15 protein-coding genes are annotated in these 19,600 nt (G+C 48.7%); 13 read left to right on the top strand and 2 right to left on the bottom strand.

Going from position 1 to position 19,600, the window contains the following annotated elements; all coding sequences use genetic code 11:
- The first annotated feature begins 2 nt into the window (after window positions 1-2).
- From BACSA_RS07275 to BACSA_RS07310, 8 genes are all read left to right on the top strand, one after another.
- On the top strand, window positions 3-611 hold the full coding sequence (locus BACSA_RS07275) for a DUF4290 domain-containing protein (RefSeq protein WP_013617463.1): 609 nt from the start codon (window positions 3-5) through the stop codon (window positions 609-611).
- Between the two features lie 12 nt (window positions 612-623).
- The gene (gene murA, locus BACSA_RS07280) at window positions 624-1,931 is read left to right on the top strand and encodes a UDP-N-acetylglucosamine 1-carboxyvinyltransferase (protein WP_013617464.1); all 1,308 of its coding nucleotides are present in this window, start codon (window positions 624-626) and stop codon (window positions 1,929-1,931) included.
- 5 nt (window positions 1,932-1,936) lie between these two features.
- Window positions 1,937-2,452, top strand: a complete 516-nt coding sequence (gene rimM / locus BACSA_RS07285; RefSeq protein WP_013617465.1) for a ribosome maturation factor RimM — start codon at window positions 1,937-1,939, stop codon at window positions 2,450-2,452.
- Between the two features lie 35 nt (window positions 2,453-2,487).
- Complete coding sequence (locus tag BACSA_RS07290) at window positions 2,488-3,339, top strand: murein hydrolase activator EnvC family protein (RefSeq protein ID WP_013617466.1); 852 nt, start codon at window positions 2,488-2,490, stop codon at window positions 3,337-3,339.
- A 36-nt stretch (window positions 3,340-3,375) separates the two neighbouring features.
- Window positions 3,376-4,533, top strand: a complete 1,158-nt coding sequence (locus BACSA_RS07295) for a 1-deoxy-D-xylulose-5-phosphate reductoisomerase (protein WP_013617467.1) — start codon at window positions 3,376-3,378, stop codon at window positions 4,531-4,533.
- Window positions 4,534-4,551: 18 nt separating this feature from the next.
- Window positions 4,552-5,892, top strand: a complete 1,341-nt coding sequence (gene rseP, locus BACSA_RS07300) for an RIP metalloprotease RseP (protein ID WP_013617468.1) — start codon at window positions 4,552-4,554, stop codon at window positions 5,890-5,892.
- Window positions 5,893-5,913: 21 nt separating this feature from the next.
- On the top strand, window positions 5,914-6,735 hold the full coding sequence (lgt, locus tag BACSA_RS07305) for a prolipoprotein diacylglyceryl transferase (protein ID WP_013617469.1): 822 nt from the start codon (window positions 5,914-5,916) through the stop codon (window positions 6,733-6,735).
- A gap of 368 nt (window positions 6,736-7,103) precedes the next feature.
- Window positions 7,104-9,539: a S9 family peptidase gene (locus BACSA_RS07310; protein WP_013617470.1), complete on the top strand. Its 2,436-nt coding sequence runs from the start codon at window positions 7,104-7,106 to the stop codon at window positions 9,537-9,539.
- Between the two features lie 134 nt (window positions 9,540-9,673).
- Here the strand turns inward: BACSA_RS07310 and BACSA_RS07315 are convergent, their stop codons facing one another.
- The gene (locus tag BACSA_RS07315; protein ID WP_041584285.1) at window positions 9,674-10,954 is read right to left on the bottom strand and encodes an ATP-binding protein; all 1,281 of its coding nucleotides are present in this window, start codon (window positions 10,952-10,954) and stop codon (window positions 9,674-9,676) included.
- 463 nt (window positions 10,955-11,417) lie between these two features.
- The gene (locus tag BACSA_RS07320; RefSeq protein WP_013617472.1) at window positions 11,418-12,611 is read right to left on the bottom strand and encodes a DUF1810 family protein; all 1,194 of its coding nucleotides are present in this window, start codon (window positions 12,609-12,611) and stop codon (window positions 11,418-11,420) included.
- Between the two features lie 1,094 nt (window positions 12,612-13,705).
- On the opposite strand from BACSA_RS07320, the gene BACSA_RS07325 reads away from it, so the two are divergent.
- Genes BACSA_RS07325 through BACSA_RS07345 form a run of 5 tightly spaced genes read left to right on the top strand, consistent with a single transcriptional unit; the run spans window position 13,706 to window position 19,600 of the window.
- Window positions 13,706-14,278: a DUF3575 domain-containing protein gene (locus BACSA_RS07325; RefSeq protein ID WP_013617474.1), complete on the top strand. Its 573-nt coding sequence runs from the start codon at window positions 13,706-13,708 to the stop codon at window positions 14,276-14,278.
- A 12-nt stretch (window positions 14,279-14,290) separates the two neighbouring features.
- Window positions 14,291-15,706, top strand: coding sequence for a DUF3868 domain-containing protein (locus tag BACSA_RS07330; protein WP_013617475.1), 1,416 nt, complete (start codon window positions 14,291-14,293; stop codon window positions 15,704-15,706).
- A gap of 25 nt (window positions 15,707-15,731) precedes the next feature.
- The gene (locus tag BACSA_RS07335; protein ID WP_013617476.1) at window positions 15,732-17,453 is read left to right on the top strand and encodes an Mfa1 family fimbria major subunit; all 1,722 of its coding nucleotides are present in this window, start codon (window positions 15,732-15,734) and stop codon (window positions 17,451-17,453) included.
- A gap of 30 nt (window positions 17,454-17,483) precedes the next feature.
- Window positions 17,484-18,482: a FimB/Mfa2 family fimbrial subunit gene (locus BACSA_RS07340; RefSeq protein WP_013617477.1), complete on the top strand. Its 999-nt coding sequence runs from the start codon at window positions 17,484-17,486 to the stop codon at window positions 18,480-18,482.
- On the top strand, window positions 18,479-19,600 hold the full coding sequence (locus BACSA_RS07345; RefSeq protein ID WP_013617478.1) for a hypothetical protein: 1,122 nt from the start codon (window positions 18,479-18,481) through the stop codon (window positions 19,598-19,600). The genes BACSA_RS07340 and BACSA_RS07345 overlap by 4 nt, the downstream gene beginning before the upstream one ends.

The following is a 19,600-nucleotide window of genomic DNA, read 5'->3' on the forward strand; positions in this document are numbered from 1 at the left end:
ATATGGAATATAACACCCAACAACGAAAATTGCCGCTTCCCGAATACGGACGAAGCGTACAAAACATGGTAGATTATGCCCTGACGATTGAAGACCGCGCCGAACGCCAACGCTGCGCCAACACCATCATCAACATCATGGGAAGCATGTTCCCCTACCTGCGCGACGCGAATGACAACAATCACAAGCTATGGGACCATCTCGCCATCATGGCGGATTTCAAGCTGGACATCGACTATCCGGTAGAAGTGGTGAAGAAAGAAAGCCTGGAAATCAAGCCCGAACGTATTCCTTATTCCCAGCACAATATCCGCTTCCGCCACTACGGACGTTTCATCCAAGACTCTATCCGCATAGCCATCGACTATCCCGAAGGCGAAGAACGGAAGCGGCTCTTGCAACTGATAGCCAACCACATGAAGATGGATTATCAGAACTGGAACAATAAAGACGGCATGGAAGACCAAAAGATTCTGGATGACTTATACGAATTATCGGACGGGAAAATCAAATTATCGCCGGGCGACATCACCCTTACCGAGCAACGTGTATTCCCGCGCCGGCGCCAGGTAAAGATGAACAACAATAACCAACAAAAGAAAAAATACTAAACCAATCTGTCTATGGCATCGTTTGTAATCGAAGGAGGGCATAAGCTGCACGGCGACATCGTTCCGCAAGGAGCAAAGAATGAAGTGCTGGAAGTGATTTGCGCCACACTGCTGACCGATGAAGAAGTGACAATCAGCAATATCCCGAACATCTTGGACGTAAACAACCTAATCCAACTGCTCCGCGACATGGGAGTGAAAGTGGAAAAGAAAAGTACCGACACGTATGCTTTCCGTGCCGATGCGATTAACTTCGATTACTTGGAGAGCAACGAATTCCTGACACGATGCTCCCGCCTGCGCGGGTCGGTGATGCTGGTCGGACCGCTGGTAGCGCGCTTCGGACATGCCATGATAGCCAAACCCGGAGGCGACAAGATAGGGCGGCGCAGGCTGGACACCCACTTCTTAGGCATCCAGAAACTGGGTGCCACGTTCCAGTACGATAGCCAGAAAGGCGTATTCCGCATCTCTGCCGGACACCTGAAAGGCACCTACATGCTGCTGGACGAAGCTTCGGTCACAGGTACGGCAAATATCCTGATGACGGCAGTGCTCGCCGAGGGGAAGACCACCATCTACAATGCCGCCTGCGAGCCTTACATCCAGCAACTCTGCCACATGCTGAACCGCATGGGAGCGCATATCGAGGGCATCGCCTCCAATCTCCTGACCATCGAGGGGGTAAAGAGCCTGAAAGGATGCACCCACCGTGTATTGCCCGACATGATTGAAGTAGGGAGCTTTATCGGCATGGCGGCTATGACGGGAAGCGAAATTACCATCAAGGATGTATCCTATCAAAGCCTGGGCATCATCCCCGACAGTTTCCGCCGGTTAGGCATCCGCCTGGAACAACAGGGAGACGATATTTTCATTCCCCAACAAGAGCATTACGAAATCGAATCGTTCATCGACGGGTCGATTATGACCATAGCCGATGCGCCTTGGCCCGGACTGACCCCCGACCTGCTAAGCGTCATGCTGGTAGTTGCCACCCAAGCCAAAGGGAGTGTCCTGATTCATCAGAAAATGTTCGAGAGCCGCCTGTTCTTCGTGGACAAGCTCATCGACATGGGCGCCCAGATTATCCTTTGCGACCCGCACCGCGCGGTAGTTATCGGACATGACCGTACGTTCCGGCTTCGCGGAGGCAACATGACATCGCCCGATATACGCGCAGGCATCGCCCTGTTGATAGCCGCACTCGATGCGGAAGGCATCAGCCGTATCCATAACATCGAACAGATAGACCGCGGATACCAATATATCGAACAACGCCTGTCGGCTTTGGGCGCACGTATCACCCGTATTGAATAAAGCGTATGATAAGAAAGGAAGAAGTTTTTAAAATCGGTGTCATCAACAAGCCGCACGGCATAAAAGGAGAAGTGTCTTTCACCTTTACCGATGATATATTCGACCGTGTGGATTGCGATTACCTTATCTTGCTCATGGACGGCATCCTGGTTCCGTTCTTCATGGAGGAATACCGTTTCCGTTCCGATACGGTGGCACTGGTGAAATTCGAAGGCATCGATGCCGCCGAGCAGGCACGCAGGTTCACCAACGTAGAAGTGTATTTCCCCAAGAAATTCATGGACGAGCAAGAAGACGTGACTTCCTGGAACTTCTTTATCGGTTTCCGGGTAGAAGATGTGCATCACGGCTATTTGGGAGAGATAACGAATGTAGACGATACTACCCTTAATGTCTTGTTCGCCATCGAGAAAGACGGAGAAGAACTTTTATTGCCTGCCCACGAAGAGTTTATCATCGGTTTAGACCGGGAGAAGAAGGTAATGAAAGTAAACGTGCCCGACGGATTAATCGAACCTTAATATATATAAGGTATAAAATAAATAAGGAGTAAGGTATGAAAAAAGCGCGCAAGGCATTTTGGCATAACATCCGGTTCAAGTACAAGCTGAGTATCGTCAACGAGAACACGTTGGAGGAGATCGTGGGGATTCACGTCTCGAAATTGAACGGTTTGTCGGTATTGCTGGTGTCGTGTGCGGTGATATTCTGCATTGCTGCAGCCATAATCGTCTTTACGCCTTTGCGCAACTATCTGCCCGGCTACATGAACAGTGAAGTGCGTGCACAGGTAGTGGCAAATGCCTTGCGTGCCGATTCGCTACAAGCTGCACTCGAACGCCAAAACCGCTATGTGATGAATATCCGCGACATTTTAAGCGGACAGGTAAAGGCAGATACGGTGCAGTCTATCGATTCGCTGACCGACTTGCGCGAGGAAGAACTGATAGCACGCTCGAAGGAAGAAGAAGAGTTTGTAAAACAATACGAAGAAAAAGAACGTTATAATCTGACGGCAATTACTGAAGAGGGAGCTGCCGGACTGATTTTCTACCGTCCGGTGCGGGGCGTGATGTCTACGAACTTCAATCCGGACAACCGCCATTATGGAGTTGATTTGACCGCAAGCCCGAATGAAACGATACTGTCCGTACTGGAAGGCACAATCATCTTCGCCGGTTATACACCCACGTGGGGATACGTCATCCAGATACAGCATCCGCAGAACTTCATCTCGGTGTACAAACACTGCAATTCGTTGATGAAACGCGAAGGCGACAAGGTAAAAGGAGGAGAAGGCATCGCCTTGGTAGGTGATGCCATAGACAAGGACGACAAGCCCCACTTGCACTTCGAGTTATGGCATAAAGGGAATCCGGTCAATCCCGAGCAATACGTTGTGTTTTAAATGAAGAATTAAGAATGAAGAATTAAGAATAGGCTCATGAAAAGACAAATAGCGATATTAGGTTCTACAGGTTCTATCGGGACACAAGCCTTGCAAGTCATCAAGGAGCATCCCGACCTGTACGAAGTGTATGCTCTTACGGCAAACAATCAGGTGGATTTGCTTGCCCGACAGGCACGCGAGTTCCAGCCCGAAGCCGTTGTGATAGCCAATGAAGACAAATATCCGGCACTGAAAGAAGCACTCTCCGACTTGCCCGTAAAAGTGTATGCCGGAAAAGACGCACTGGCTCAGATTGTAGAATCCCAACCGATTGACATCGTTTTAACCGCTATGGTGGGCTATGCCGGTCTGCTGCCAACAATGAATGCCATCCGTGCGGGAAAGGCCATCGCCCTTGCCAATAAGGAAACCATGGTCGTAGCGGGTGAGATTATCAATGCTCTGGCACAAGAATATCATACCCCTATTCTTCCGGTAGACTCGGAACACTCGGCTATTTTCCAATGCCTGGAGGTGAACAATCCTGTATCGAAGGTGATTCTTACCGCGTCGGGTGGCCCGTTCCGCACGTACACCATCGACCAGCTCCGCACGGTCACCAAGGCGCAGGCTTTGCATCATCCCAACTGGCACATGGGAGCCAAGATAACCATCGACTCGGCTTCGATGATGAACAAGGGCTTCGAAGTAATCGAAGCCAAATGGCTCTTCGGCGTGCGCCCCGAACAGATTGAGGTAGTAGTACATCCCCAGTCGGTCATCCACTCGATGGTGGAGTTCGAGGACGGAGCGGTAAAAGCCCAGTTAGGCGTGCCCGATATGCGTCTGCCCATCCAATACGCTTTCTCTTACCCCAAGCGGGTTTCCCTTTCGGGAGAGCGGCTGGACTTTGCCAAATACAATACGCTGACTTTCGAGAAGCCCGACACGGAACGTTTCCGCAACTTGGCTTTGGCATACGAGGCACTGCATCAGGGAGGCAACATGCCCTGCATCGTAAATGCCGCCAATGAAGTGGTGGTTGCGGCATTCCTGGAAGACAAGATTTCGTTCCTCGGCATGAGTGAGGTCATCGAGAAAACCATGACACGCGTGCCGTTTATCCAGCGCCCGAGGTATGAAGACTATGTGGCTACCGATGCCGAAACACGGCGCATTGCCGCAGAATTGGTGATAAACAAAATGTATTAATTTAATAAAGACAACAGAATGGAAACATTTTTGATTCGTGCTCTCCAACTCATTCTCAGCCTTTCGCTGCTGGTAATTGTGCACGAAGGAGGACACTTTTTCTTTGCCCGCCTCTTTAAGATACGGGTAGAGAAGTTTTATATTTTCTTCGACCCGTGGTTTGCCTTGTTCAAGTACAAGCCCAAACATAGCGACACGGAGTATGGTATAGGCTGGCTGCCCTTGGGAGGGTATTGCAAAATTTCCGGTATGATTGACGAATCAATGGATACCGAACAGATGAAAAAACCGCCTCAGCCATGGGAATTCCGCTCGAAGCCTGCGGGCCAACGGCTTCTGGTAATGATAGGCGGCGTACTGATGAACTTCATCCTTGCCTTGTTTATTTATTCCATGATTCTTTTCACATGGGGCGATTCGTACATTGCCCTGAAGGACATGACGTATGGAATGAAATTTAATGAACAGGCAAAAGAGATAGGTTTTCGTGACGGGGATATTCTCCTAAGTGCCGACGGTGAGGAACTGACCCGCTTCAACGGCGACATGATACGCAGCATCGTCGAAGCGCGCGAAGTGACCGTGCTTCGCGACGGACAGGAGAAACAAATCCTGATGCCCGAACTGAGCCTGCTCGATGTGGCACAGCAAAGCCCGGCATTCGTCAATGTATACTACCCTAACGTGGTCGATTCGGTCGTGGCAGGAGGCGGATTCGCGCAGGCGGGCATCCAGAAGGGAGACTCGCTGGTAGCGTTCAACGGCACGGAAATCAATTCTTGGAACGAGTTCTTAGACCAGATGAACCGCCTTCAACTGAACGCCGAATTGCAGGAAAAGACTTCGGGCGAGTTCACATTGGTTTATTCACGTACCGGAATACGGGATACAGTCAATGTACAGACGGATGCCAGCTTCAAGGTAAACGCCTACGGAGGCTTGATCGATTATAAAGTGACCGATGTGTCGTATGGCTTTTTCCAGTCTTTCCCAGCAGGTGTTATGTTAGGAATCAATACATTGAAAGGATATGCCAACGACATGAAGTATGTCTTTACCGCCGAAGGAGCCAAGAGTCTGGGAGGTTTCGGTACCATCGGAAGCATCTTCCCAAAGGTATGGGACTGGCAACGTTTTTGGGAAATGACCGCGTTCCTCTCCATCATCCTCGCCTTTATGAACATCTTGCCTATTCCGGCGCTCGATGGCGGACACGTATTGTTCCTGCTCTACGAAATCATCGCCCGCCGCAAGCCGAGCGACAAGTTTATGGAATATGCGCAGATGGTAGGCATGTTCCTGCTCCTTGCCCTCCTCATTTGGGCGAACTTCAACGATGTGATGCGGTTTATTTTCTAATATAAATATAAAGGAAAATAGATGAACCTGCTTTACATTCATTGGAATCCCGACCCCGTACTGTTCCACATCGGAAATTTCGGACTTCGGTGGTATAGCATCTTCTGGATGATTGCCATTCTGGCAGCTTGCCAAGTAGTGTACAAGCTCTATCAAGTGAGGAAATTTCCGATAGATACTTACCAGTCGCTGTTCGTATATTGCATGGTAGGTACATTTGTGGGTGCCAGGTTGGGTCATTGCCTATTCTATGACCCTTCCTACTTTCTGGCACATCCCTTGGAAATCGTACTTCCAGTCCGCTTTCTTCCCAACGGAGACTGGATATTTACGGGTTATGCCGGACTTGCCAGCCACGGAGGGACGTTGGGCTTGATTATCGCCCTGTATTTCTTTTGCCGGAAGACCAAGATGCACTACTTGGACATACTCGATATGTTGGGCATTGCCGCACCGGTAGCTTCAGGCTTCATCCGCCTTGCCAACCTGATGAATTCCGAAATCATCGGCATGCCGGCCAATCTTCCTTGGGCGTTTGTCTTCGAGCAGGTCGACCTCCAGCCCCGCCATCCTGCCCAGCTTTACGAAGCCCTTGCCTATTTCTTATTCTTCGGCATCATGGTCTGGATATTCCGGAAGCGGAAAGACACTGCCCCTAAAGGTTTCTATTTCGGGCTCTGCATCACCCTGATATTTACGTTCCGCTTCTTCATCGAGTTCCTCAAAGAACGTCAGGTGGATTTCGAGAATGCCATGCCCATCGACATGGGACAGGTATTGAGCATTCCCTTCATCGCACTGGGGCTTTATTTCGTGTTGCGCCGGAAAACGGTCAAAGCATGAACGGAAATATACTTTTATCGTCAATCAGAAATGAATTGCGGGTATTCAAATTGCGAAAAATCAATGTGATTCTTTATCGAACACAGAGACGCAGAGACACGGAGAAATAATTATATAGAAAAAGCAAAGATCATAAAGCCAGCATTTGCACCGTGAACTCTGTTCTCTCAAAGAAATAAAACTCTGTGCCTTTGTGTCTCTGTGTTCCAATCCATTTTTCGCAAACCAATTTTGTTCTACTATATGTTTCTCAGCCTTATCCGTGCCGAATGCGGAGATTGGGTACAAATACTTGCGTTAACCGATACACTTACTTGCATTTTTCGTATCTTTGGGGCTTGAAATAAATTTTAATTCAAACAGAGTTTATGAAAATACGCATTTTATCCCTCATGCTCTTGGGACTTGCCCTTCAGGCAATGCCTTCCGTTGCCCAAGAGCGTCTGCCCGAATACCTTCAGGCAGAGAAATTCACACGAGAAAAACTGAACACGATGCTGTTCTCAACCAAAGTCGACCCGCATTGGTTCCCGACCGGAAACGATTTCTGGTTCGAATACAAAACCAGCGAAGGCACATCGTGGTATGTAGTCGACCCCGACGCACGCCGGAAGACTCCGCTATTCGACCGCGATGAATTGGCATCCCAACTTACCGAAATCGTTCACGACCCGTTCGAGGCACGTCATTTGCCCATCCAAAACCTGAAAGTGAAAGAAGACGGACGTACCTTTACCTTCGAAGTAACCTCTTCGCAAGACAAGAAGCCGAAGAAGGATGACAAGAAAAAGGCAAACACCCCCGAAAAGGAAGTATTTTATTTCTCCTACGATTATCCGACACGCAAGCTGACCCTGCTGACCGAAGAAGCCAAGGAACCGAAACGGCTGGACTGGGCATCGGTCTCTCCCGACGGACAAACGGTGGTATATGCCAAGGACTGCAACCTCTACCGCATGAGCATCGCCGATTACCGCAAGGCGCAAAAGGACGAAAAGGACAGTACGATTGTAGAAATCCAGTTGACGAAAGACGGAAGCGAGCACTTCGGCTATGGCATTCCTTACAGCATATTGAATACCGATACCCTGTGCAACGGCAAACGCCGGGGCGTATGGGGATACTGGTCGCCCGACTCGAAACATTTCGTGACCGTAGTGACCGACGAGCGCAAGGTGAAAGACTTGTGGGTCATCAACTCCACGGCTTCGCCCCGTCCCACGCTGGAGACTTACCGCTACCAGATGCCGGGCGAGATGGATGCTCCCGAAGACCACCTGTACATCTTCGACATGACCACGAACACCCGGAAAGAAATCCGTACGGCAGCATGGAAGAACCAGACGCTGATGCTGGAAAACCGTCCGTATCAGATGAAAGAGCGGGATGCCGAATTTATCCCCGATGTATGGCAGGGTGACAACAACCGTTTCTTCCTGACCCGCAGCAGCCGCGACCTGCACCGCATCGATGTATGTACGTACACCATCGGGCAAGACTCCATCGTCCCCATCGTAAAAGAACGGATGAACACCTATCAGGAAACACGCCCGATTCAGGTATTCAACGGCGGAAAGGAATTTATCCAATGGAGCGAACGAGACGGCTGGGCACACCTTTATTTATACGATGACCAAGGAAACCTGAAAAACCGCATCACCAAAGGACCGTGGCACGTAGAGCGTGTCGTAAAGGTAGACCCTGCCACCCGCACCATCTACTTCACTGCCAACGGACGCGAAGCGAACGAAAATCCTTATTACGAACACTTGTATAAAGTAAATGCCGACGGAAGCGGCTTGAAACGGCTGACCGAAGGCGAATACTTCCACGAAACAGACATGGACGACGATGCCCGCTTCATCGTAGACAATTATTCGCGGGTAAATACCGTTCCGAATGCTGTCCTGATAGACCGCAACGGAAATAAGGTGATGGATTTGCAGGAAAGCGATTTCTCCCAGCTTTTTGCCGCAGGCTACCAGTTCCCCGAACTCTTTACGGTAAAAGCTGCCGATGGTGTGACCGACCTCTATGGCGTGATGTACAAGCCCTATAATTTCGATTCGACCAAAGTCTATCCGATAGTCGACTACGTATATCCTGGTCCGCAGGTAGAAGCGGTCTATTATCCGTTTACCCGCATGAGCGTACGCACCGACCGCCTGGCGCAGGCTGGCTTTATCGTGATTTCGGTAGGGCAGCGCGGAGGACATCCCAGCCGTTCGAAATGGTATCACAACTACGGATACGGAAACATGCGCGACTATCCCCTTGCCGACCATAAGGCAGCGGTAGAGCAACTGGCGGCACGCTACAAATACATCGACATCGACCGCGTAGGCATTCACGGGCACTCGGGAGGCGGATTCATGTCTACCGCCGCTATCCTTCAGTATCCTGATTTCTACAAAGCCGCCGTATCGTGTGCCGGGAATCATGATAACCGCATCTACAACCGCTGGTGGAGCGAGACCCATCACGGCGTAAAAGAAGAGATTACCGAAAAAGGAGACACAACCTTTGTGTACAAGATAGCGACAAATCCCGAAATAGCCAAACAGCTGAAAGGACACCTGATGCTGGTACACGGCGACATCGACAACAACGTACATCCGGCAAACACCATCCGCGTAGTAGACGCGTTGATTCGTGCCAACAAACGCTTTGAGATGCTTATCCTCCCCGGCCAGCGTCACGGTTTCGGCGATATGGACGAGTATTTCTACTGGCGCATGGTAGACTTCTTCTCGCGCTGGCTGAACGGGAAAGCCGAAGATTCGGTAGATATTCCCCGGCGTTGATTGTGCACGGGTAAGTATACAAAATCAATGACATTTCACCACAGAGAGCACGGAGACACACAGAGGCATTAATATTTTTCCTCTGTGCTACGTGTCCTCTGTGGTGAATTTTATCATATGGGATAGTACACGGATTACACCGCATAAAGCGGAATGTTAGTCAAGGCAGTTTGTACTTTATAAGGTAACATCGAATACCGCTCGGCATGCAAGTCAGGACGCTTGCTGAGTAAGGCTGTCAACGAATTGGCTCTGACATTTCCTTCTGCCTTTACTTCTATCGGGACTATCTTGTCTTCCCGCTGAATTACAAAATCCAATTCAAGGCGCGAACTGTCCGTCGTGTGATAATAAATGGGACTAATGCCTTTGCTCTTCATTTCCTGCAAGACAAATTGCTCGGTCATTCCACCTTTGTATTCTTTGAAAATATCGTTTTTTATCAAGACTTGCGAAGGAGCCGTGTTGACCATCGCCCCCAGCAAGCCAACATCAAGCGTATAAAGCTTGAAAGCGGAAAAGTCTTCATAGATGTCAAGCGGCAATTCCAATTTTGTACACCGGGAAACCTTATACAATAAACCGGAGTTGACCAACCACTGGATAGCCACCTCGAAATCATTGGCTCTGGCACCTTTGCGCAAAGCGCCATAAATGAATTTCTTATTCTCCTTGAAAAGTTGGGAAGGGATGCTGTTCCACACCATGCGGATGCGTGGCACCTGCTCGCGGGGCGCATGCTTGGAAAAATCAAGCTCGTAACCTTGCAATATTTCCTGCTGGATACGTCTGACCTCTTGCAAAGCACCTGTTTCCACATAGTGGAGTACGGCTTCGGGCATACCGCCTACGTAATAATACTGGCGAAGCAAATCGGTATATTTTTCGTGTAACAGATTGATTGTATCGAAATCACGTTCACTAAGCAGTTTACAGGCTTCCGTCTCGCCCTTTGCCCACAGGAATTCTTCGAAATTCATCGGATAGAGATTGATGACATTCACTTTGCCTACCGGATAGGAAACATGCTCATGCAAAGCGATTCCCAACAACGACCCCGCTACGGCTATGTGATAATCGGGAGCTTCTTCTTCGAAATATTTCAAGGCTTCCAAGGCTTCGGGTATGTCCTGCACTTCATCTAAAATAATAAGTGTATCGCCTGGAGTAATATCCACAGAAGTCATGGCACGTAAACCGCGCAAAATTCTTTCCACATTGAATTCTTGCCCGAAAAGTTGTTGAGCTAACAGGTTCTTGCGGCACACCACATAAGCTTCTTTTTTATAATAATTCCGGGCAAATTCATGAAGCAACCAAGTCTTTCCGACTTGTCGTGCGCCGTTCAAGACGAGAGGCTTCCGATGTTCTCTATTCTTCCATTCTATAAGTTGTTGTAAAGCAATACGTTTCATAACATCTACACATTTTTTAGCATGTGAATCCTGCACGGTCATACATTTTTCTGCACTTGTTCCGCTCACAAAGATACATAAATCCGCAGATAAATTAAGCAGGAAAGCACATTTTTCTGCACATCGACCCGTTTCATAAGGAATAAACAAGGCTACTACATATAGTAAAACAAAATTGGTTTGCGAAAAATGGAATAGAACACAGAGACACAAAGACACAGAGTTTTATTTTTGAGAGAACAGAGCTAACAGAGCAAATATCTGACTCTGAAAACTTTGCCTTCTCTATCTATTTATATGAATATCCGCAAACAGCCAATGTAGGGGCGTATCGCATACGCCCAGATGCGCCAACTTATCTACGTGGACGCTTTCGGGCGTATGCGATACGCCCCTACAGGCAATTGGGCAGAATGCGGATATTCAATTTATTTATTTCTCCGTGTCTCTGTGTTCTTTTGTATTAATTCACAACAAAACGTTCGGAGAACAGTTTCAAGACTTCCGTAAACTCATCCGGAATCCTCTTCAAGGTTTCCTGCCTGATGGGTTTCGGCACTCCGCCGTAATACGCTTCGGCAATACTCCCCGCAATCGCTCCCATCGTATCCGCATCTCCTCCCAATGAAACCGCCAGACGGACGGCACTTTCGTAATCCGTACTTTCCAAGAAAGCCAGTATGGATTCGGGCACGGAACCCTGACACCGGGAATCAAAACGGTACGACGGACGTATTTCATCGCAAGTACGTGCCAAATCGTATCCGAACGCCTGCTCTACAAATGCCTTTATCTCCTGTTTCGCCTCGTTATGCCGGGCAAGGAAAATGCAGGCGGCTACGGCTTGCGCCCCTTTTATTCCCTCGGGATGATTGTGAGTCACCGAAGCGCTCCGGCTGGCTGCCTCCAAGGTTTCTTCCAAGGAATCGAATGCCCATCCCACAGGACTGACACGCATCGCAGACCCGTTTCCGAAACTCCGGTAAGGTTGAGGGTTTTCTTCCGTCAGCCATTTTCGGAACATGCCTCCGTAGCCGGCATGCGGATAACGGTTTCCGTACCGTTGCATGATACGTGCCAAATCGTCTCCGTACAAGAGCCAGTCTGCATTGGCTACGGTCATTACCGTATCATCGGTAAACCGGGAGCCTTCGGGAAAGAGCGGGAAATCCATGCGCTTCGTCCGGTAGTGTTCATAAACCGAACCGATTACATCGCCTGCCACAGCCCCCAGCAGGAACCTGTCCTTCGGCAAATACAGCATCTCCAGCGTACGGTTGTCTTTCTGCCCATTAAAACGTGTCTGCAAAACCTGCATGAACAGGTCCTCCTTTGTCGCTTCGTAAAACAACGTCATACACGAACGGACCTTCATGGCATCCAGCATGCCAAATACAGATTCGGCGCTTTTCCCTGTCTGCAAAAAGGCAAGGGTAATCTCGCGCAACCGTTCCTTCAACACCGGATGAAGCCAATACGCCCGTGCTTCTTCCAAGCCGGATATACCGTAATAATGCGACGTCTCGCTTATGCCCAATCCCCGCAACTGGGGGAATATCCACCAAATCCAGTGGCTCGTCTTCCGCCCTGCCTTCACTTCGGCAAGGGCTTCCGCATACGTTCCCTGCTGTGCTGCCAAAAACCGTTCTATGTTCATCGTTCTTTCGTTTAAAGATTGCCTAACAAAGATAATCATTTATTTGAAGATAGCAAACAAGAAAAACAACACATATAGCTGCATCGCCGGCACGATTACTAATCGTGCAGCGTGACGATTACTAATCGTACAGCATGACGATTACTAATCGTACCGGAAATACCGTATATTCCAATCCCTCGGCATAATGAAGGAACCGGATTTGCAATCCGAAACCATTCGCGGATGATGCGGATTACAAATCCGCACATGACATTACGCTGGATTGCAAACCCAGCGTGACAACATAAAATGCGGATATCCGCAAAAAGCCCATGTAGGGGCGTATCGCATACGCCCGAATGCGCCAACTTATCCACGTGGATGCTTTTGGGGCGTATGCGATACGCCCCTACAGTTTATTGGGTGAAATGCAGATATTCAAAAAAGTAATATATACTGCATACGCAGTTCCAGATAACTAAAACTGCCGGAGAAGATAACTCCATCAGCGGATGCAGTATATATTCTTTTTTAGAAGCTGAAGAATATTTCTTTATGCGAATCAGGAGTTATACTTTGCGTGTTTTAGAATTGTGCATTCCCACATCGCCTGCACGGACAACCTCAAAGAGGTTGAACCTCGCACGTCCGGCTCTTTCTTGCCTCGCACACTCGACAACCTCGAAGAGGTTGATTTAACTCCCAGCCCGCACCGGTGGTCGATAACTGCCTATAACTCCCTTTTAACTCCTGATTGACATTCTTTATTGGAAATTTCGAACAGACCTTATATGCACAGAAAAACGCAGACAATCGCGTTGTCCGATGCAATAAAATGCTTTTACAGACCTGTCCTGATGCCCCTTTGGCAAAGTTTGCAATAAAACTTTTATTTTTTATATAAAAAACAAATCAATATGTTTGCTCATCTGAAATTTGTTACTTATATTTGTAGCCACTTTCAAAAGCAATTGCATTCACATCCTACAGACAATACCCGGTCAAAAAAAAGGCTTGAACAATAGGAATGCAACTGGAAAGGCAAGAAATAGGATATTGAAAGAGATATATAAATTCTATTGATAAGAGATATTATAAAAAGGGTAAAAACTATGAAACGTTTAATTTCTATCCTTTTCGTGTGTCTTGCCATTTCTGTATCTGCACAAAAGGTCGCGTTGAAAACCAACGTGCTTTATGACGCAACGGCTACCATAAATGCTGGAATAGAAATCGGTCTGGCGCCGAAATGGTCATTGGATGTCTCGGGAAACCTCAACGCATGGGACATGTCGCACGGACGCAAATGGAAACACTGGTTGGCGCAACCCGAAGCCCGTTATTGGTTCTGCAACAGCTTTAGCGGACATTTTCTTGGATTCCACGCCCACGGAGGACAGTACAACGTAGGGAATCTGGACAACAGCATCATGTTTTTGGGAAGCGACCTGTCCAAACTCTCCGACTCCCGGTACGAAGGCTGGTTTGCCGGTGCAGGTGTCGCCTACGGCTACACGTGGATACTCAACAAGCACTGGAATTTTGAAATGGAGATTGGCATAGGCTATGCGTATACCAAATTCGACCGCTATCCGTGTGCCTGGTGCGGTGAAAAGTTAGACAGCGGAGACCACCATTACTTCGGTCCCACCAAAGCTGCCATAAATTTAGTTTATGTATTCTAACACTTCTCGACTATGAAAGCAAAGCTATTTTTCAGCCTCCTGCTGAGCCTATATATAATAGGTGTCAACGCACAACGCATCCTGAACGGGCAAATCGAAATCAAAGACCTCAACATCGCCCGGAACGAAGGCAACCTCTTCCTCTCGATGCGCATGGATGTGACCGCACTGGACGTGAAATCAGACGAGGAAATCATCCTCACTCCTGCCCTGAAGAGCAGCGAAGAGACCTTCGTCAACCTGCCTGCGGTACGCATCAACGGACGGAACCGCTATTACCACCACCTCCGCAACGACAAGCTGGCGGACGAACCGTATTTCTACCGCACCGGAAAGGTAGACGAAATACACTACCAAGCCATGACACCCTATGCCGAATGGATGGACAATGCATCCGTGGTGATGGGCGAAGACCTGTGCGGATGCTGCAGCGAACTGCTGATGAACAACGATGACCTGCTGACCCAGCTGGATATGGCGCCGAAGGTATTCGAACCCTTGTTCGTGTACGTACAGCCCGAAGTGGAAACCGTGAAGACCCGCAACGTCAAGGGGTCGGCATTCATCGACTTCCCGGTCAACCAGACCGTCATCTACCCCGAATACCGCAACAATCCTTCCGAGCTGAAGAAAATCCAGCAGACCATCGATGTCGTAAAGAACGACCCCGATACCAAGATTACGGCCATCAGCATCAAGGGATATGCATCGCCCGAAGGCTCGTATGCCAACAATACACGACTGGCAAAGGGCAGAACCGAAGCGTTGAAGAAATACGTGCAGGAACTGTACCACTTCGACCCGTCTATCTTCACCACCGCATACGAACCGGAAGACTGGGAAGGGCTGGAACGCTATGTAGAAGCATCGGATTTGGCAGACAAGGAAGGCATCCTGGACCTGATTGCCGGTGACGAAGAGCCCGACCGCAAAGACGCTTCCATCAAGCGACGCTACCCCGACACGTATGCGTTCCTCTTGAAGAACTGCTACCCGGCACTCCGCCATTCCGACTATACCGTGGAATACATTGTGCGCTCGTACACCGATGTGGAAGAAGCCAAACGCATCATGAAGACCGCGCCGGGCAAGCTGAGCCTGCAAGAGTTCTACACCATAGCGAACACTTACGAATCGGGTACGCCTGCCTACAACGAAGTATTCGAGACCGCTGTGCGGATGTATCCCGACGACGAGACGGCAAACCTGAATGCTGCCAACGTAGCGATGAACAAGCGCGACCTGACTGCTGCCCGTAAGTATCTGGACAAAGCAGGCACAAGCAAAGAGGCCGAATATGCCCGTGGCGTATTAGAAGCCCTCGAAGGCAACTATGCCGAAGCGCAACCCCACCTGCAGAAAGCCAAAGAAATGGGCGTAACGGAAGCCAATGATTGCCTGAAGCAGATTGAAGAAATTACCAAATAAAGAACACGACAAAACATAGATTACAATGAAAGCATTTGCTAACATATTCACCCTAAGCGCACTGGCTGTATGCCTCACGGCATGCAACGACGACATAGGCACGGGCAGCAACCTCCCTGCCGAAGAAAGCGAGGGCATCTACCTGAAATTCGCCTTGGACTTGCCAAGCGGAAGCGGAAGCAGGAGCAAAACAGATACCGAGGAAGGCGAAGACTATGGAAGCTCTTCCGATGGCACCGAAGTAAGCAAAGACCGCGAGAACCGCATCAGCCAGATTATGCTGGTCTTTACGGACGAGGATAACAACTACCTGACTTCGACCAACGTCACATCGGTTTCTCCTACGACAAGTACAGTAAATGAATACGTGATTACCATTCCGCCCGAAAGGCTGGCAGACTATGTAAGCCCCGAACCGGAACAAGGAGAAGAAGCACAACAACGTGTTGCCAACGTCTATGCCTATTGCAACCCGACCCCCGAACTGCGTGCCTTAGCGGGTGCGGCTGAAGGAAGTACAGAGGTAACAAACTTTATACAAAAAGCCCACACCATTACCGATGACAAGAATGCATCCGTATGGCAGGACAATAATTTCCTGATGAGCAATGCGGTGAAGCGTCAAATCGACTTACCTACCTCTTGGTACGACAATTTGAGTTCAAGCAGTGCGTTCGATATAGGCACGATTAAAGTAGAACGTTCCGTGGCGCGCTTTGATTACAAAGCCGTACATGATGACAACAAATATGTGGTACGTGACAATCTTGAATCCCAAGATGAAGAATCAAAGAAAAACCCCGGCATCTACATCCAGCTGACCGATGTAGCCCTTATCAACATGAGCAAGAGTTTCTACTACCTGCGCCGGGTATCGAAAAACGGACAAAATACCGAAGCCACCATCTGCGGCGTAGAAACGGCGAACAATTACGTGGTAGATACCGATGCTGCCGATAAGTTGAAGTATACAACCGCTTCCAATTGGCCGAATAAGAGAGATAATTTCTTCTATAACTTGGAAAAACCTGATACGTGGAAATGGACTTCACTGGCAGCCATCAGCAAGAACGAGGAAGACAACACCATCGAGCCGGAGGATAAAAAAGGCTATCACATCTGGCGGTATGCTATCGAAAATACTATTCCCCAAGACAATGAAGGTGATGATGAACTGCAAAAAAACGGTATCACTACCGGTGTGGTATTCCGGGCAAAAATAGGAAGAGAAGATAATAGCGATGTCACATGGACAGACGGAAATGATATCTACGTATTCGATGACGTGCTGTATGGCGATTGGAATGCTGTAAGGGAATACGCAAAGGAGCATCCCAATGAAGATGTCGCATACGCTTATGAAGCGGTAGAAAGCGGAGATTATGAGCCAGAAAAAGCTGGATTTACCATCTATACACAAAACGAAGACGGAAACTACTACGCCTACTATTACTATTGGAACCGTCATCACGACAATGAAAAAGAGCCCGATATGGGACCGATGGAGTTTGCCGTAGTACGCAACAATGTTTACAAGCTGAGTGTAGAGGCCATCTACCGTTTCGGATATCCCGAGGGAGAAACACCCGACTCGGAAACACCCGATGAAGAAGAACCCAAAGAAGATCCGGGACCAGACCCGGAACCGGACCCTGAAGTATTCCTCAAAGTAAACGTACAAGTCTTGCCTTGGGTAGTGCGCGAGAATGAAATCTCATTCGGAGACAAAGATACGGGAACAAACTAATAAAGAAATCAAACTAAAAAACGCAACGCCATGAAAGAATATATTACTATAGCCACGCGAAAAATACTCCCCATAGCCCTCCTGCTATGCACGCTGGCTTCCTGCATCAAGGACGATGAACTGGAGCCCTGCCCCAAAGGAGTATCCCTGCGCTTTGTCTACGATTACAACATGGAATATGCCAACGCTTTCCCCTCGAAAGTGGATTGCGTCACCCTCTATATCTACGATGCGGACGGAAACTATGTAGCCACGCGCACCGAGACCGGCGATGTGCTGCAAGACGAAAACTACCGCATGCAAATCGACTTGGAAGAAGGGACATACCAGTTTGTCGCTTACGGCGGACTTGCCTGCGGAGAGCATTCCTTCGCCCCCACCGCTGAACCGGGACAAGGAAGCGTGCGCTCAGACCTCCGTATCGCCATGCAGGGAAACGGCGAGACCTCCAACGTCAAGCTGCACGACCTGTTCTATGGCAGCCTGGATGTAACGGTAGAAGGAGACTTCTACAAGGAGCATACCCTCTATATGATGAAGAATACCAACAACGTGCGGATTATCCTTCAGCAGCTCAACAACCAGCCGCTGGCAAGCGAGGACTTCGACTTCCGCATCACAGACGACAATACCTTGTTCGACTATGACAACAGCCTCATCCCGAACGGCACCCTCACCTACGCTCCCTGGAGCCAAGGCGAAGAAACAGTAGGCGAAAGCGGAGGAGAAGATACGCAAGTGACGGTGGCATACGCCGAACTGTCCACTTCACGGCTCATGACCGGAAACCATCCGCGCCTGCTCATCACCGCAAGCGAAGACGGCAGAGAGATAGTAAACATCCCGTTGAACGACTACCTGCTGTTGCTGAAAAGCGACCTCTATGCCGACATGCCCGACCAGGAATTCCTCGACCGCGAAAGCGAATGGTCGCTCATCTTCTTCCTGGACGACAACAACGTCTGGCTGCAGACCGTAATCGTCATCAACGACTGGGTAGTACGACTGAATAACATTCCATTATCATGAACAGATACATCATACATATTGCTTACCTGTGCCTGACATTCTTCCTGCTTGCCTCTTGCAACAAGCAGGAGGATGCCATGCCGCAAGACGAAGGGATGGTTACTCTCTCCATTTCTGCAGCTATGATATCACGGAGCGGTGATAGTGACGAGACCGGTGATGAAAACCGGACGTATGATGAATTGATGCATACACTTCGTATTATCATCTTTGATGAAAAAGGAGACAAAGAAGACGACAGACTGATTGATTTCATAAAAGAAGAAAAACGTGGGCTTTTCGAAACTCCCAAACCTGAATATTTTATTGTAAAGGCAAACGAAACCAAAACCATCTACCTGCTTGCCAATTGCGAAGACATACTTAAAGATAAAGAAATAAGCATAACCAATTTAGACGCCATAGAACTAAAGACAGAAGATGAATGGTTCTCAGGCCAACCGCAAAATGAGAATTTCTTGCTTCCCGCTACTGCAAAATATACCATATCCGTAGGAAAAGAAAGCAAAGATTTAGGAACCTTGTATTTGGCGCATGCGGCAAACAAAATCAGTTTTGAGTTTACAAACAAAAGCGGACAAGAGATTACCATCAGCGAATGGCGATTGACTCCCATTGCCCAAAACTCTTACCTGATTCCGCACATCACCGATGAAAACGAAAATACACCGGAGGCAGAGAGATGGTATAATAAGGCTCAATACAAGAATGCAGACTTGAGTGGAGACGATGAAGGCGTTACGAATTACGATATTCCTACCGATGCCGATCAGAAGGAATTTAAGCAAACATGTGAAGTTACAATTGACGCAAACGCTTCTGAGCCTGCAACTCTTTACTCACTCGATGCACCTTTCTACTTACACGAAAGCAAAGCTAAGTTTGACCCGACAACAGGACAGCAACAATATACCGTTTCCTGTGTCATTAACGATCGGGTATACAGTGCCGTACTGCCTAATCTTCCCTCCCTTTTCCGAGGTACATATATAAAGATAAAGGCCACTATCAAGTCGTTAGATGAGGGAGAGGAAGATCACGATCCTTTTGGCATCATCATCAATTGGCAACCAGGAGACGAGGTTGAGGGAGTGCTTGAACCTGCAGAAGAGAACTAA

This window comes from Phocaeicola salanitronis DSM 18170, assembly GCF_000190575.1.
GTDB lineage: Bacteria > Bacteroidota > Bacteroidia > Bacteroidales > Bacteroidaceae > Phocaeicola > Phocaeicola salanitronis.